Source organism: Pseudomonas sp. DCB_BI (genome assembly GCF_026240995.1).
Taxonomy (GTDB): domain Bacteria; phylum Pseudomonadota; class Gammaproteobacteria; order Pseudomonadales; family Pseudomonadaceae; genus Aquipseudomonas.
In genome coordinates, this window is sequence record NZ_JAPFCG010000024.1 from 41,055 (window position 1) to 56,269 (window position 15,215).

At 64.0% G+C, this 15,215-nt stretch carries 12 protein-coding genes and 4 tRNA genes; all 16 read right to left on the bottom strand.

What is annotated here, in order from left to right; genetic code table 11:
* Positions 1–118: 118 nt before the first annotated feature.
* Positions 119–195: transfer RNA gene (locus OO258_RS22925), tRNA-Asp, on the bottom strand.
* A gap of 141 nt (positions 196–336) precedes the next feature.
* Positions 337–413 (bottom strand) — tRNA-Asp (locus tag OO258_RS22930).
* A gap of 99 nt (positions 414–512) precedes the next feature.
* Positions 513–589, bottom strand: a tRNA-Asp gene (locus OO258_RS22935).
* A gap of 66 nt (positions 590–655) precedes the next feature.
* Positions 656–731: transfer RNA gene (locus OO258_RS22940), tRNA-Val, on the bottom strand.
* A 219-nt stretch (positions 732–950) separates the two neighbouring features.
* The gene (locus tag OO258_RS22945; RefSeq protein WP_266032959.1) at positions 951–1,724 is read right to left on the bottom strand and encodes an SDR family oxidoreductase; all 774 of its coding nucleotides are present in this window, start codon (positions 1,722–1,724) and stop codon (positions 951–953) included.
* Positions 1,721–2,932: an O-succinylhomoserine sulfhydrylase gene (locus OO258_RS22950; RefSeq protein WP_266032963.1), complete on the bottom strand. Its 1,212-nt coding sequence runs from the start codon at positions 2,930–2,932 to the stop codon at positions 1,721–1,723. The genes OO258_RS22945 and OO258_RS22950 overlap by 4 nt, the downstream gene beginning before the upstream one ends.
* Before the next feature lie 16 nt (positions 2,933–2,948).
* Positions 2,949–4,454, bottom strand: a complete 1,506-nt coding sequence (gene purF / locus OO258_RS22955) for an amidophosphoribosyltransferase (protein WP_266032966.1) — start codon at positions 4,452–4,454, stop codon at positions 2,949–2,951.
* 42 nt (positions 4,455–4,496) lie between these two features.
* The gene (locus OO258_RS22960) at positions 4,497–5,054 is read right to left on the bottom strand and encodes a CvpA family protein (protein ID WP_110744503.1); all 558 of its coding nucleotides are present in this window, start codon (positions 5,052–5,054) and stop codon (positions 4,497–4,499) included.
* Positions 5,055–5,219: 165 nt separating this feature from the next.
* A complete protein-coding gene (locus tag OO258_RS22965) occupies positions 5,220–5,870 on the bottom strand; it encodes an SPOR domain-containing protein (protein WP_266032972.1) in 651 nt (216 codons plus the stop codon).
* Positions 5,854–7,161 (bottom strand): bifunctional tetrahydrofolate synthase/dihydrofolate synthase, encoded by a 1,308-nt coding sequence (gene folC / locus OO258_RS22970; protein WP_266032975.1) that lies wholly within the window; start codon positions 7,159–7,161, stop codon positions 5,854–5,856. Before folC ends, OO258_RS22965 begins: the two co-directional genes overlap by 17 nt.
* Positions 7,161–8,054 carry an acetyl-CoA carboxylase, carboxyltransferase subunit beta gene (accD, locus tag OO258_RS22975; RefSeq protein WP_266032978.1) on the bottom strand — a complete coding sequence of 298 codons (894 nt, stop codon included), beginning with the start codon at positions 8,052–8,054 and terminating at the stop codon, positions 7,161–7,163. The genes folC and accD overlap by 1 nt, the downstream gene beginning before the upstream one ends.
* Positions 8,055–8,274: 220 nt before the next feature.
* Positions 8,275–8,895 (bottom strand): phosphoribosylanthranilate isomerase, encoded by a 621-nt coding sequence (locus OO258_RS22980; RefSeq protein WP_266032981.1) that lies wholly within the window; start codon positions 8,893–8,895, stop codon positions 8,275–8,277.
* 61 nt (positions 8,896–8,956) lie between these two features.
* Positions 8,957–9,817, bottom strand: coding sequence for a tRNA pseudouridine(38-40) synthase TruA (gene truA, locus OO258_RS22985; RefSeq protein ID WP_110744508.1), 861 nt, complete (start codon positions 9,815–9,817; stop codon positions 8,957–8,959).
* Positions 9,818–10,006: 189 nt separating this feature from the next.
* A complete protein-coding gene (locus OO258_RS22990; RefSeq protein WP_266032985.1) occupies positions 10,007–12,760 on the bottom strand; it encodes a FimV/HubP family polar landmark protein in 2,754 nt (917 codons plus the stop codon).
* Positions 12,761–12,831: 71 nt separating this feature from the next.
* Positions 12,832–13,836, bottom strand: a complete 1,005-nt coding sequence (locus OO258_RS22995) for an aspartate-semialdehyde dehydrogenase (RefSeq protein WP_266032989.1) — start codon at positions 13,834–13,836, stop codon at positions 12,832–12,834.
* A 252-nt stretch (positions 13,837–14,088) separates the two neighbouring features.
* Complete coding sequence (gene asd, locus OO258_RS23000) at positions 14,089–15,201, bottom strand: aspartate-semialdehyde dehydrogenase (RefSeq protein ID WP_110744511.1); 1,113 nt, start codon at positions 15,199–15,201, stop codon at positions 14,089–14,091.
* Between the last annotated feature and the right edge of the window lie 14 nt (positions 15,202–15,215).

The window sequence follows — 15,215 nt, forward strand, 5'->3', positions numbered from 1 at the left end:
GTCAACTTGGTGTAAATGTGGGTAAAGGCAGGCAATGGCCAGGCACCAGAACGAAAAAAGCGACCCGAAGGTCGCTTTGACGTTGCTCCAAGGCGTTCATGGGGCCTTGAGGCGAAGATGGCGCAGCGGACGGGACTCGAACCCGCGACCCCCGGCGTGACAGGCCGGTATTCTAACCGACTGAACTACCGCTGCGTATCATTCAGGCTTGCGCCCGATTGAAACCTGGGTCTACCCTTCCGGCGCGATGGCCTCAGGGCAGGCACAAAAAAAGCGATGACGTGATCGCTTCTTTTGTGTTTGCTTCAAGGTGTTCTAGGGACCTTGAAACGAAGATGGCGCAGCGGACGGGACTCGAACCCGCGACCCCCGGCGTGACAGGCCGGTATTCTAACCGACTGAACTACCGCTGCGTATCGTTCAGGCTTGCGCCCGATTGAAACTGGGATCAGCCAAAGGTGTTAACCTTGTGGCTTCAGACCGGTGCCAGGCACCCATCTGTTACTGAAAAATGGCGCAGCGGACGGGACTCGAACCCGCGACCCCCGGCGTGACAGGCCGGTATTCTAACCGACTGAACTACCGCTGCGCAGTGCGTTCCTCTCTGGCTTGAGGCTTTTTGCAAAACCTGAAGCGGCAGGAACATCTCAGGAAGTGGTGGGTGATGACGGGATCGAACCGCCGACCCTCTGCTTGTAAGGCAGATGCTCTCCCGGCTGAGCTAATCACCCTCGCGATGTTGCTTGTTGCGTTTGCTTCGCTGAGGCCGCGAAATTTACGCAGGTGGCGAAGCTAAGTCAATAGCCCCATTGAATTTTTTTCAAAAAGACAACGTGATGTGATTGCCTGCGCCGGCCTCTTCGCGGGTAACCCCGCTCCCACAGTTGGACATTTACCGTGGTAGGAGCGGGTTTACCCGCGAAGAGGCCGGCGCAGATCAAACAAGGTGCTCAGGTGTAGATCATCTTGCGGGTCATGCCGCCATCGACCACAAACTCCTGGCCGGTGACGAAGGCCGCTTGGCGCGACAGCAGCCAGGCCACCATGGCAGCCACATCCTCCACCGTGCCTACCCTCCCCGTCGGGTGCTGGGCATGCTCGGCTTCGGTCAGTGGCTCGGCACGGCGCTGCGACGGGTCGCGTGCGTCGATCCAGCCCGGGCTCACCGCATTGACGCGGATCTCCGGGCCGAGGCTCATGGCCAAGGCATGGGTCAAGGCCACCAGCCCGCCTTTGCTCGCCGCGTAAGCCTCGGTGTCCGGCTCGGACTGGCGCGCCCGGGTAGAGGTCAGGTTGACGATCGCCCCGTTGTGCGCCCGCAGGTAAGGCGCACAGTGCTTGGCCAGCAACATCGGGCCGCTGAGGTTGACCGCCAGTACCCGGTTCCACTGCGCCAGGCTCAGGCTTTCCAGCGTCTGGTTGTGCGGGTTGGCAATTGCCGCGTTGCACACCAGTGCATCCAGCCGGCCAAACTGCCCGAGCACTTCGGACACCCCGGCGCTGACCTGAGCCTCATCGGCAACGTCCATGGTGATGAACCAGGCGTTGTCACCGAGTGCCTTGGCCACCTTGGCGCCGCGCTGGCGATCAAGGTCGCTGAGCACCACCTGCCAGCCTTCACAGATCAACCATGCGGCAATACCCAGGCCGATGCCGCGCGCGGCACCGGTTACCAGGGCTACCCGGCCATTGTGGCCCGGGGGGCTGCCGCTGATTTCGATCACAGTGCTGCCAGACCGCGCGCCAGGTCCGCCTGCAGGTCGGCCACGTCTTCCAGGCCCACGGCAACACGGATCAGGCTGTCGCGGATACCCGCGGCTGCACGCTCCTGCGGCGACAGACGGCCGTGGGAGGTGGTGGCCGGGTGGGCGATGGTCGTCTTGCTGTCACCCAGGTTGGTAGTGATGGAAATCACCCGGGTCGCATCGATGAAGCGCCAGGCGCCCTCTTTACCGCCCTTCACCTCAAAGCTGACCACCGCACCAAAGCCACTCATCTGGCGTTTGGCCAGTTCGTGCTGCGGGTGGCTTGGCAGGCCGGCGTAATGCACCTTCTCCACGCCGTCCTGCTGCTCCAGCCATTCAGCCAGGGCCTGGGCGCTTTCACAATGCGCACGCATGCGCAGGCGCAGGGTTTCGAGGCCTTTGGTGAAGATCCAGGCGTTGAACGGGCTGAGGGTCGGGCCTGCGGTACGCAGGAAGCCCACCACTTCTTTCATCTGCTCGGCACGGCCGGCAACCACGCCGCCCATGCAACGGCCCTGGCCGTCGATGAACTTGGTTGCCGAGTGGAACACGATGTCGGCCCCCAGTTTCAGCGGCTGCTGCAGTGCCGGGGTGCTGAAGCAGTTATCCACCACCAGCATGGCACCATGGGCATGGGCGATCTCGCTGAGGGCGGTGATATCGACCAGCTCGGCCAGCGGGTTGGACGGTGACTCGACGATCAGCAGCTTGGTATTGGCCTTGATGGCCTGTTCCCAGCCAGCCAGATCGACCAGGGGCACATAGTCCACCTGCAGCCCAAAACGCTTGAAGTACTTCTCGAACAGGCTGATGGTCGAACCGAACACGCTCTGCGATACCAGCACATGGTCACCCGCGCTGCAGAGCGACATGACCACGGCGAGGATTGCCGCCATGCCGGTGGACGTGCCCACGGCCTGTTCGGCACCTTCCATGGCCGCCAGGCGTTCCTCGAAGGCACGCACAGAGGGGTTGGTGTAGCGCGAATAGACGTTGCCCGGCGTTTCACCGGCAAAGCGCGCAGCGGCATCGGCCGCCGTGCGGAACACATAGCTCGAGGTCAGGAACAGCGCTTCGCTGTGCTCACCCTCTGGTGTACGGTTTTGACCGGCGCGCACCGCCAGGGTGTCGAAACCGACACCCTCGAGGTCGCTGTCCAGTCGACCGGCATCCCATTGATCCGTCATGCCGTCGCTCCCTGAATCAGTTGTTGTAGAGGTCGATGATCGCGCTGACGGCCTGGTTCTTGACCTTGGCCAGGTCATTACGGGCCTGCTCGATACGGTCGAGGTAGGCTTCGTCGATATCGCCGGTGACGTACTCACCGTTGAACACGGCGCAATCGAAGTGCTCGATCTTGATTTTGCCGCCCCCGACCGAGTCGATCAGGTCTGGCAGGTCCTGATAGACCAGCCAGTCGGCGCCGATCAACTCGGCCACCTGTTCGGTGGTACGGTTGTGGGCGATCAGTTCGTGAACACTCGGCATGTCGATGCCGTAGACGTTGGGGTAGCGTACTGCCGGGGCTGCGGAGCAGAAGTAGACGTTCTTGGCGCCGGCTTCGCGGGCCATCTGGATGATCTGCTTGCAGGTGGTGCCGCGCACGATCGAGTCGTCCACCAGCATCACGTTCTTGCCGCGGAATTCCAGCTCGATGGCGTTGAGCTTCTGGCGTACCGATTTCTTCCGCGCGGCCTGGCCAGGCATGATGAAGGTCCGGCCGATGTAGCGGTTCTTGACGAAGCCTTCGCGGAACTTCACGCCCAGGCGGTTGGCCAGTTCCAGCGCGGCGGTGCGGCTGGTATCCGGGATCGGGATGACCACGTCGATATCGTGCTCGGGGCGCTCGCGCATGATCTTGTCGGCGAGTTTTTCACCCATGCGCAGACGGGCCTTGTACACCGAGACACCATCGATGATCGAGTCCGGACGGGCCAGGTAGACGTGTTCGAAGATGCACGGCTGCAGCGTCGGGGCTTCGGCACACTGTTTGGTGAACAGCTGGCCTTCTTCGGTGATGTACACCGCTTCGCCCGGCGCCAGGTCGCGGATCAGGGTGAAGCCGAGTACGTCCAGGGCCACGCTTTCCGAGGCGATCATGTATTCAACGCCTTCGTCGGTGTGACGCTGGCCGAACACCACCGGGCGGATACCGTGGGGGTCACGGAAGCCGACAATGCCATAGCCGGTGATCATCGCCACCACGGCGTAACCACCCACACAGCGGCTGTGCACATGGGAAACGGCAGCGAACACGTCTTCTTCGGTCGGCTGCAGCTTGCCGCGTACCGCCAGCTCATGGGCGAATACGTTCAGCAGCACTTCCGAGTCGGAGTTGGTGTTGACGTGGCGCAGGTCGGACTCGTAGATCTCCTTGGCCAACTGCTCGACGTTGGTCAGGTTGCCGTTGTGCGCCAGGGTGATGCCATACGGCGAGTTGACGTAGAACGGCTGGGCCTCGGCCGATGTGGAACTGCCCGCAGTCGGGTAGCGCACGTGGCCGATGCCGATGCTGCCGACCAGGCGTTGCATGTGGCGCTGCTGGAAGACATCGCGCACCAGGCCATTATCCTTGCGCAGGAACAACCGGCCGTCATGGCTGGTCACGATACCGGCAGCGTCCTGGCCGCGGTGCTGGAGGACCGTAAGCGCGTCATACAGCGCCTGATTGACGTTCGACTTACCGACGATACCGACGATGCCACACATGCGACGCAACCCCTACTTTGACAAAACTTGAGTGAATAGCGCTCAGGGCTTTGCTGGCCCGAGCAACTGTTCCTTGAACGGAAGATCAGCCGGAGCGCTGATCAGCCCACCGGGCGACCACTGGCCGGTGAAACCCAGGATCAGGTTTTTCGACCAGTCGGCGACCAGGAGAAACTGTGGTATCAGGCGAGATTCCTGCCACCAGGTGTCTTGTTGAACCGGCCCCAGGCTGATCAGGCCTATGGCCACCACTACCAGCAAGGCCCCGCGCGCGGCACCGAAGGCCATGCCCAGGAAACGATCGGTGCCGGACAGCCCGGTCACACGGATCAGCTCGCCGACAAGGAAGTTGACCATGGCCCCCACCAGCAAGGTGGCGACGAATAGAATGGCGCAGCCCGCGATGATGCGCATCGATGGGGTCTGGATATAGCTCTCAAGATACACCGAGAGTGAACCGCCGAACATCCAGGCAACCGCACCGGCAATGATCCAGATGAGCAAGGACAAGGCTTCCTTGACGAAGCCGCGCTTGAGACTGATCAGTGTGGAGACGGCAATGATCGCGATGATCGCCCAATCAACCAAGGTAAATGCCACGGCGCTGCCTGCAGACGTTTGAGGCGGCGCATTTTACCAGAGCGGCGGGGGCTTGGGTAAGCGGAATGTCAGCTGTTCTTTCGGGAATTGCAGAGGGCCTGAGGCCGATGCGCCCCATGCAGGAGCCGGTTTGCCGGCGATGGGCGGCAAAGCCGCCCCGCTTGATCAGCTGCGCTCAGGCTGGAAGCGCACCACAAAGCCCTTGAGGCTGTTCTGGCGGTTGATCGCGTCACGCACGCGTTCGGCCTCGGCGCGCTCGATCAACGGCCCCACATACACCCGGTTCATGCCACCTGCCGAACGGATATAGGCGTTGTAACCCTGGGTCCGCAGGGTCTGCTGCAGTTTTTCGGCACCGGCGCGGTTGGACAGGCTGGCCAACTGGATCGACCAGCTGACCGGCAAGCCATTGACGTCGATCTTCGATGGCGCGGCCGGTGCTGGCGTTGCAGCGGGCTTGGCCTCGACCTTGGGCGCTGGTGCAGGCGCCTGCGGCTTGGCCGGCTGGGCCTGCGCCTGGGTCTGCGGCGACGGGGTGATCGGCTGGCTGGGCGCGCTGGCCGGGGTAGTCGACTCGTTGACCACAACCGGTGCCTGCTGGGGCTCTTCCGGAATGACCTGCGGCTCCGGCACAGCAACCGGCTCCACCTTCACTTCCGGCAGGCTGGGCATGGCCGGTGCCTGCGGGGCGTCGACGCGCACCTGGCGCATCTCGTCCTCGCGGGTGAACAGCATCGGCAGGAAAATCACCGCCAGCGCCACCAGCACCAGCGCACCCACCATGCGCTGTTTCATCCCTTTATCCAGCACTGCCATCTACTCCACCCTCCTGGGCGTGCCGCTCCAGCCATTCCAGCGCCTGGGCGACACAGAAAAACGAACCGAACAGCAGGATCTGGTCATCCGCCGTCGCCTGCGCACATTGGCCCTCAAGGGCGGCGCCGACACAGGCATAAGACTTCACCGCTGCACCGAGGTTCGTCAAGGCTGCGGCCAGTTCTGCAGCCGGGCGGCTACGCGGGGTATCCAGCGGCGCCACCGCCCAGTCGTCGACCAGCCCCTGCAGCGGCGCCACAACGCCGTCGAGGTCCTTGTCGGCGAGCAGGCCGAATACCGCCAGGCGGCGCCCCTTCGGCGGCCGGGCAGCCAGGCGCCGGGCCAGATACTCGGCGGCATGCGGGTTGTGCCCGACATCCAGCAGCAGTTCTACCGGCTTGCCATGCCAGCTCAACTGGCGGCGGTCGAGGCGCCCGGTAATACGGGTATCCAGCAACGCCTGGCGCACCTGCGCGGCATCCCACGGCAGGCCCATCAACAGGTAGGCCTGCAGGGCCAGCGTGGCGTTTTCCATGGGCAAGTCGAGCAGTGGCAGGCCATGAAGCGCTACCGGCGCACCATCCGCCGCCGTACCGCGCCAGCTCCAGCCGCCCTCGGTGCTGACCAGATCAAAGTCACGCCCACGCAGGAACAGCGGCGCGCCCAGCTCGGCGGCCTTGTCCAGCAACGGTTGTGGCGGATCGAGGTCGCCGCACAGCGCCGGCTTGCCCTGGCGGAAGATCCCGGCTTTCTCGAAGGCTACCAGCTCGCGGGTATCCCCCAGGTAATCGACATGGTCGACGCCGATGCTGGTCACCAGGGCCAGGTCGGCATCCACCACGTTCACGGTGTCCAGGCGGCCACCAAGGCCTACTTCCAGCACTACGGCATCCAGCTGTGACTGATAGAACAACCAGAACGCGGCCAGCGTGCCCATCTCGAAGTAGGTCAGGGAAATATCGCCCCGCGCCGCCTCGACGGCAGCGAAGGCTTCGCAAAGGCGCTCATCACTGGCCTCCTGGCCATCGATCAGCACCCGCTCGTTGTAACGTAACAGGTGCGGCGAGCTGTAAACGCCGACCTTGAGCCCCTGGGCACGCAGCAACGAGGCCACAAAGGCGCAGGTCGAACCCTTGCCATTGGTGCCGGTAACGGTTACCACGCGCGGCGCCAGCTTGCCCAGCGCCAGGCGGGCAAGCACCTTCTGCGACCGCTCCAGGCCCATGTCGATAGCCGAGGGGTGCAACTGCTCGAGGTAGGCGAGCCATTCGCCCAGGGATCGTTGTTTCATCACGCGACGGCAGCCGCCTCACGCGCTTGCTCCGGGGTGTCCTGGCCGGTCATCTGCGCCAGCAGGCGAGCCAGGCGCGGGCGCAGTTCGCTGCGGGAGATGATCAAGTCGATGGCGCCGTGCTCCAGCAGGAATTCGCTGCGCTGGAAGCCTTCTGGCAACTTCTCGCGGACAGTCTGCTCGATCACCCGCGGGCCGGCGAAGCCGATCAGGGCTTTCGGCTCACCGACGATGACGTCGCCGAGCATGGCCAAGCTGGCGGAAACACCGCCATACACCGGGTCGGTCAGCACCGAGATGAACGGGATGCCTTCTTCGCGCAGGCGCGCCAGTACGGCCGAGGTCTTGGCCATCTGCATCAGCGAGATCAGCGCTTCCTGCATGCGCGCACCGCCCGAGGCGGAGAAGCAGACCATCGGGCAACGGTGCTCCAGGGCGTAGTTGGCCGCGCGCACGAAGCGCTCGCCGACGATGGCACCCATGGAACCGCCCATGAACGAGAATTCGAAGGCGCTGACCACGATTGGCATGCCCATCAGGGTGCCGCTCATGGAAATCAGCGCGTCTTTTTCGCCGGTCTGCTTCTGCGCGCCAACCAGGCGATCCTTGTACTTCTTGCCGTCACGGAATTTCAGGCGGTCGACCGGCTCGAGGTCGGCGCCCAGTTCGGCACGGCCTTCGGCGTCGAGGAAGATGTCGATGCGCGCACGTGCGCCGATGCGCATGTGGTGGTTGCACTTGGGGCAGACATCCAGGGTTTTTTCCAGCTCCGGACGATACAGCACGGCCTCGCAGGACGGGCACTTGTGCCACAAGCCCTCAGGCACCGAGCTCTTCTTCACCTCGGAACGCATGATCGAAGGGATCAGTTTGTCGACTAACCAGTTGCTCATGCTTTCTTTCTCCAGTATTGGCAGGCGGGGGCCGTTAGCGCCGACCCTGCCCTGCCCTTGAGCTCAAAATCTTATGAAACGATGATGGACCGGCTGCCGGGGCTTCCCGCGCACCACTCCACCGTTAATGTGTTGTATTGCTGCCACAGGCACAGGCAGCTGCCCCGCAGGGCTGCGAAAGCTATGGACGATGGCGCGCAGCCAGCCGTCACATCCGCTATCACGCCTGTTTCACCGCACGCATGAAGGCCTCGATCTTCGCCGCGTCCTTGATGCCCTTGGCTTGCTCGACGCCACCGCTGACATCCACTGCATAAGGCCGCACCTGGGCAATGGCCTGGGCGACGTTATCGGCCGACAGACCACCGGCAAGGATGATCGGCTTGCTCAGGTGCGCCGGCACCAGAGACCAGTCGAACGCCTCGCCGGTTCCCCCGGGCACGCCTGCCACATAGGTGTCCAGCAAAATGCCACGAGCCCCGGCGTAGAGCTTGCAGGCCGCCTCCAGGTCGTCGCCCGGGCGTACCCGCAGGGCCTTGATCCAGGGGCGATGGTAACCTTCGCAGTCCTGCGGGGTTTCGTCGCCGTGGAACTGTAGCAGGTCCAGCGGAACCGCTTCGAGGATCTCGGTCAGCTCGCAGCGCGAGGCATTGACGAACAAGCCGACCGTGGTCACGAACGGCGGCAGCTCGGCAATGATTGCCCGCGCCTGGCGCACGTCCACGGCACGCGGGCTCTTGGCATAGAAGACGAAGCCGATGGCATCGGCACCCGCTTCGGCAGCGGCCAGTGCGTCTTCGATGCGGGTAATCCCGCAGATCTTGCTGCGAACATTGCTCATGGCACGCGAACCCTGGTTATTACGGTCAAAGGCCGGATGTTAGCAAATGGCTTTTCGCCCGTCAGTCTGCCAACGCTTCGTAACCGCTCAAAAAGTGTGGGCCGATGTAACGCTTGGGCAGGGCGAACGCTTCGGGGTACTCCACCTGCACCAGGTACAGGCCATAGGGATGCGCGGTAACGCCCCCCTCGCTTCGGTTGCGCCCTTCCAGCACTTCGCGGGCCCAGGTCACCGGGCGCTCGCCGGCGCCGATGGCCATCAGCACGCCGGCAATGTTACGCACCATGTGGTGCAGGAAGGCGGTGGCGCGCACATCCAGCACGATCATCTGGCCATGGCGGGTAACGCGCAGGTGATAGATGTGCTTGATCGGCGACTTGGCCTGGCACTGGCTGGCGCGGAAGGCGCTGAAGTCGTGGGTACCGAGCAGGAACTGCGCTGCCTCGGCCATGCGTTCAACGTCCAGCGGGCGGTGGTTCCAGGTCACTTCCTCGGCCAGGTGGGCCGGGCGGATCGGGTCGTTGTAGATGACGTAGCGGTAGCGCCGGGCGCAGGCCTTGAAGCGTGCGTGGAAATCGGCCGGCATCGGCCGCGACCAGACCACGCTGATATCGTGCGGCAGGTTGAAGTTGGTGCCCATGGTCCAGGCGCGCTCGTCACGCACGGCGCGGGTGTCGAAGTGCACGACCTGCCCGCAGCCGTGCACACCCGCATCGGTGCGACCGGCGCAGATGACCGAGATCGGCTCGTTGGCGACCGTGGACAGGGCTTTTTCCAGGGCCTGCTGGACACTTGGCACACCACTGGCCTGGCGCTGCCAGCCGCGGTAGCGCGCGCCTTTGTATTCCACGCCCAGGGCGATGCGAGAGTAGCCTTCGGCCGCGGATTCGGTGGCGACGGGGTCGATGATGTCCAAGAGCATGAAACCTGTGGGATGTACGGAATGGCGGGGATTATAACGACAACGGCAGCCGCGTAGGGCTGCCGGTGGATGAACACTGCATGCGCAGGCCTCTTCGCGGCCGCACCCACTCCCACAGGTGACCCACAAGCTCGAAAATGGGTGGATTCCTGTGAAAGCGGGCAAGCCGCGAAGCCTGCCCTGTTTGCATCAGACCAGCCGGGAAAGCATGTCCTCGGCTTCCTGGCGTTGGCTGTCGTCACCGTCTTTGACCACTTCGTCGAGGATGTCGCGGGCACCCTGGCTGTCGCCCATGTCGATATAGGCACGGGCCAGGTCGAGCTTGGTGGCCACTTCATCACTGCCGGAGAAGAAGTCGAAGTCCAAGTCGTCCAGCGGCTCGGGCTCGGGTTGGGCTGCCGCATCCTCGCTGGTGAAGTGCGGCTCCAGCGACGGCGTTTCGAGGCTCTGCGACAGCTTGTCCAGTTCGGCGTTGACGTCGTCCAGCTCCGAGGCAAAGCTCTTGGCGGCCGGCGAATCGTCGTCCAGCGACAGCGACAGGTCGAAGTCCGACGGCATGTCGAAGTCGGATGCCGGGTCAAACTCCGGCATGCTGTCGAAGGCGGCCAGCTCAGCCACGGTATCTACCGGGGCCCCTGCCTCTGCTTGCGGTGCGGCTGGGGCGACCGGCTCGCCGACATCAAGATCGAAGTCAGACAGGTCCACGGCTGGCTGCGCCTCGGCCTGGGCCAGCATGGCCTCGAAATCGGCATCGGCGTCGGCCTGCAGCTCGGCATCCACGGCGAACGGTGGCTCTTCGGCCTGAACCTCTGGCTGCTCCGGCTCGTCCAGCACGGGTTCGGCAATGACCAGTTCGTCGGGGACAGGCTCCTGCGCTATCGACTCGTCCAGCAATGGCGTTGCCAGTGGATCTTCTTCGGGCAGGTCACCATCCAGGCTCAGGTCAAAGGCACTGTCCAGGTCCTGCTCGCCCAGACCCTGGTCTTCCAGGCCCGCAACATCGAGGATGGGTACTTCGTCGAGGGCATCGAATTCAGTCTCAGGCTCCGCTTGCGCGACAACCTCCGGCTCCGCCTCGCCTTGCGGCTCGAACTCAGGCACCTCTTCAGGCACCACATCGGCAACTACCGGCGCCTCGGCGTCTTCGTGCAGCAGTTCCTGCACGTACTGCTCATCCATTTCGGCAGCCAGCGCCGCGGCCCCCAGGCCGGCGGCGGCCAGGCCGAGCATGGCCGGGTAGCGCTCTTTGAGGCCGGCGACTTCAGACGCGTTGTGCTCGCTGGCCGATAGCAGGCGCTCCTGCTCGGCAAACGCGCTCTGATCACCCTGGCGGGCGTACACATCCATCAGTTTAAGGCGCAGGTCGTCACGCGCCGGGGCTGCGGCCACGGCGGGCTCCAGCAAGTCGGCGGCACGGTTCAGGCGGCCTTCGGCCAGGCATTGATCAACTTCCGCGAGCAGCGCGGCGTGCGGGTCAGCTTGCGGCTGTGGCTCGGCCTCTGCCACTTTTTCCGCAGCGACTGCAGCCGCCGCCGAAGCGGCGACCACGGCAGGCGACAGCGTCACGCTGGGCTCCGGGACCTCAATGCCATCAAGGCTCTCGGTATCGCTGTCGAACCCGCTGCCCTGCTCCTCTTCCAGCGCCCGCGCCATGCGCAGGTGCTTCTCGGCTTCCTGTTGGGCCTTGCGCTTGCGCGCCAGCAGCAACAGCAGAAGCAACAGCACGAGGAACGCGCTACCGGCAATCAGCCCCAGCAGCAGCGGGTTGCCCATGACCTGATCGACAACGCTGCCCGGCTGGGCGGCCGGCGCAGGCTCGGCCGCGGGGGCGGCTTCGGCAGGTGCTGGCTTGGCTGCTGGCTGCGCGCCTGCCGCCGGAGCAGTCGGTGCAGTCGGTGCAGGTGCGGGCGTGGCGGCAGCCGGGGTTGGTGTGGCTGCGCCTTGGGCTTCAAGACGGGCCAACTGGTCGTTTTTCAGCTCGATCAACCGCTGCAGCTTGTCCAACTGGCTCTGCAGGTCGGTCATGCGGCTCTTGAGTTCTTCATTGTCACGACGGCTGGTGTCCAGGCTTTCCTGGGCCACTGCCAGCTTGTCGTTAAGGGCCTTGGCCTGGTCGGCACCGGCTTGGCTGCCCGGGCTGACCAGCCGCAGGTTGTCGCCCTGGGCGATCCGTGCCGGGGCAGCGTCGGCGGCACCACGGCGGGTGGCGTCGAGCTGGCGGGCACGCGGGCCCAGACGGCGGCCTTCACGCCAGGCGGCATACTGCTCGGCCACTTCGCTGTTGGCCTCGCCCTGCGGGATGTTCTGGATCTGCTGCTGGTCGGGCAGGCGCAGCACCTGGCCAACCTTCAGCTGGTTGATGTTGTTGCCGATAAAGGCATCCGGGTTGAGCGCCTGAATGGCAATCATGGTCTGCTGGATCGAGCCACCCTGGGTGTTGCGCGCAGCAATCTGCCACAGGGTATCGCGGCGTTGGGTGGTGTAGCTGCTGGCTCCGGTGGTGGCCGGGGTCACATTGCCCGCCGCCGGCTTGTCGCCTTGGGCCTTGGCCTGGTCGAGCAGCACGCTGTAGTCACGCAGCAAGCGGCCCTGCGGCCACATCACCTGGACCAGGAACTTGACCACTGGCCCCGGCAGCGGCTGGCTGGAGGTAACCCGCAGCACGCTCTTGCCGTTGGGGTTGATCACCGGCGTGAAGGTCAGGTCTTCAAGGTAGGTCGGAAACGCCACCCCGGCCTTGCTGAACTCTTCTGGCGGCGCCAGGCTTGGCGCCACTTCGGCGGCCTTGAGGTCGCGCACGTCGAGCAATTCGATCTCGGCGTCCAGCGGCTGATTCTGTGCCGACTTCAGGGTCAGCTCCCCCAGGCCCAGCGCATTCGCCATGCCAGACGACAGCGCTGATGCTGCAGCCATGGCCAGAACCAGTTTGCGAATTCGAAGCATGACCTCTTCCCTTGTATGAATCGTCCCGAAACCTGCATGCGGAGCAGGACAAAAGTGCTCGCCAGTATCTTTTACGGCATGTGTTTAATCAACAATTGCGCCACTTGCACGGCGTTGAGCGCAGCGCCCTTGCGCACGTTGTCGGTGGTCAGCCAGAGGTTGAGCTGCTGGTCTTCATCAACACCGTGACGTACACGACCAACATAGACCACGTCTTGGCCTACTGCGTCACCGACCGGGGTCGGATAGTCATCGTTTTCCACCCGCTCAACGCTGTCGGCTGCCTCCAGGGCCTGGTTGACCGCTGCCAGGTCTACCGGGCGACGGCTTTGCACGGCCACACTGAAGCTATCGCCGAAAAACACCGGGACTTGAACACAACTTACCGAAATCTTCAGCTCAGGCAGGCCCAGCAGCACGCGCAATTCACTGACCAGGCGGCGCTCCAGCGCGGTATGGCCGTGCTCGTCGGCAGCACCCACCTGGGCCAGCAGGTTGAACGCCACCTGGCGGTCGAAGAAACGCGGCTCCAGCGGTCGGGCATTGAGCAGTTCGGCGGTTTGCCGGGCCAGTTCGCTGACCGCTTCACGGCCTTGCGCAGACACCGCCAACGCGGCCATCACTTGCACCCGCTCGATGTCGAGCAAGCCTTTGAGCGGCGCCAGCGCGACGGCCAGAGCTACTGCGGCCGAGCATGGGCTGACGATGCGCGCTGGCAACGACAGGCCGGCCAGGCGGTCGGCGTTGGCTTCCGGCACCAAGGCCAGGGCGTCATCCAGGCCACCGGACAGGTCGATCACCGTGCAGCCTGCCTGCAGCGCCTTGCCGGCAAAGCTGCGACTGACGGCGGCGCCGGTGGCGAAGAAGGCCAGCTTGACCTGGGCAAAGTCGAAGCTGTCGACTTCGCGCACTTTCAGCTTCTTGCCAGCGAACATCACGCTGCTGCCCGCCGATTCCATGCTGGCCAGCAGGTGCAGGGTAGCAACCGGGAAGGCCAACTCTTCGAGGATCTGCACCAAGGTTTCACCGACGCTGCCGGTGGCGCCGACGACGGCGATATCCAAAGGGTGTGTCATGGAAGGGATCCTCTTGCTGTAAACGGCGGGGGCGGCACTTTACTCGGATTGTAGGGTTTTGTCTGTGCTGGCCGTACCTTCGTCGCTGTGGGATTGCGTGAGGGCTAGCGGGGGATGGCTTGGGATTTGCGGTGTTTGTGAGATCGAGCGCCGCGCGGGCGGCGCTCGATCTCACAGGCGCTGAAACCCTCCCCCCGGACACAAAAAAACCCGCACTGTCGCCAGCGCGGGTTTTTGGTCAAAGCAGAACGATCAACGCTCCAGCAGAATCCGCAACATGCGGCGCAGCGGTTCGGCCGCGCCCCACAGCAGCTGGTCACCCACGGTGAACGCGCCCAGGTACTGCGACCCCATATTCAGCTTGCGCAGGCGGCCAACCGGGATGTTCAGAGTGCCGGTGACCTTGGTCGGGGTCAGTTCCTGCATGCTGATTTCACGCTGGTTCGGCACCAGCTTCACCCAAGGGTTGTGCTGACTGATCATCCCTTCGATGTCGGCGATCGGCACGTCTTTGTTCAGCTTGATGGTCAGCGCCTGGCTGTGGCAACGCATGGCGCCGATGCGCACGCAGATGCCGTCGACCGGGATCGGGCTCTTGAAGCGGCCGAGGATCTTGTTGGTCTCGGCCTGGGCCTTCCACTCTTCACGGCTCTGGCCGTTCGGCAGTTCCTTGTCGATCCACGGGATCAGGCTGCCAGCCAGCGGTACGCCGAAGTTCTCGGTCGGGAAGGCATCGCTGCGCATGGTCTCGGCAACCTTGCGGTCGATGTCGAGGATGGCACTGGCCGGGTTGGCCAGGTCATCGGCAACGGCAGCGTGGGTAGCCCCCATCTGCCGGATCAGCTCACGCATGTTCTGCGCGCCAGCACCCGAGGCGGCCTGGTAGGTCATGGCGCTCATCCACTCCACCAGGCCGGCTTCGAACAGGCCGCCCAGACCCATCAGCATCAGGCTGACGGTGCAGTTGCCGCCGATGTAGTTCTTGGTACCGGCGTCCAGCTGCTGGTCGATGACCTTGCGGTTCACCGGGTCGAGGACGATCACTGCATCATCCTGCATACGCAGGGACGACGCGGCATCGATCCAGTAACCCTGCCAGCCAGCCTCACGCAGCTTGGGGAAGACCTCGTTGGTGTAGTCGCCGCCCTGACAAGTCAGGATCACGTCGAGGGTCTTGAGTTCTTCAATCGAATAAGCATCCTTGAGCGGAGCTGTATCCTTGCCCACGTTCGGGCCCTGGCCGCCAACATTGGAGGTAGTGAAGAACACCGGCTCGATAAGGTCGAAATCCTGCTCCTCCAGCATCCGCTGCATGAGCACGGAACCGACCATACCGCGCCAACCGATCAGACCTACACGTTTCATCGCAACTACACCTT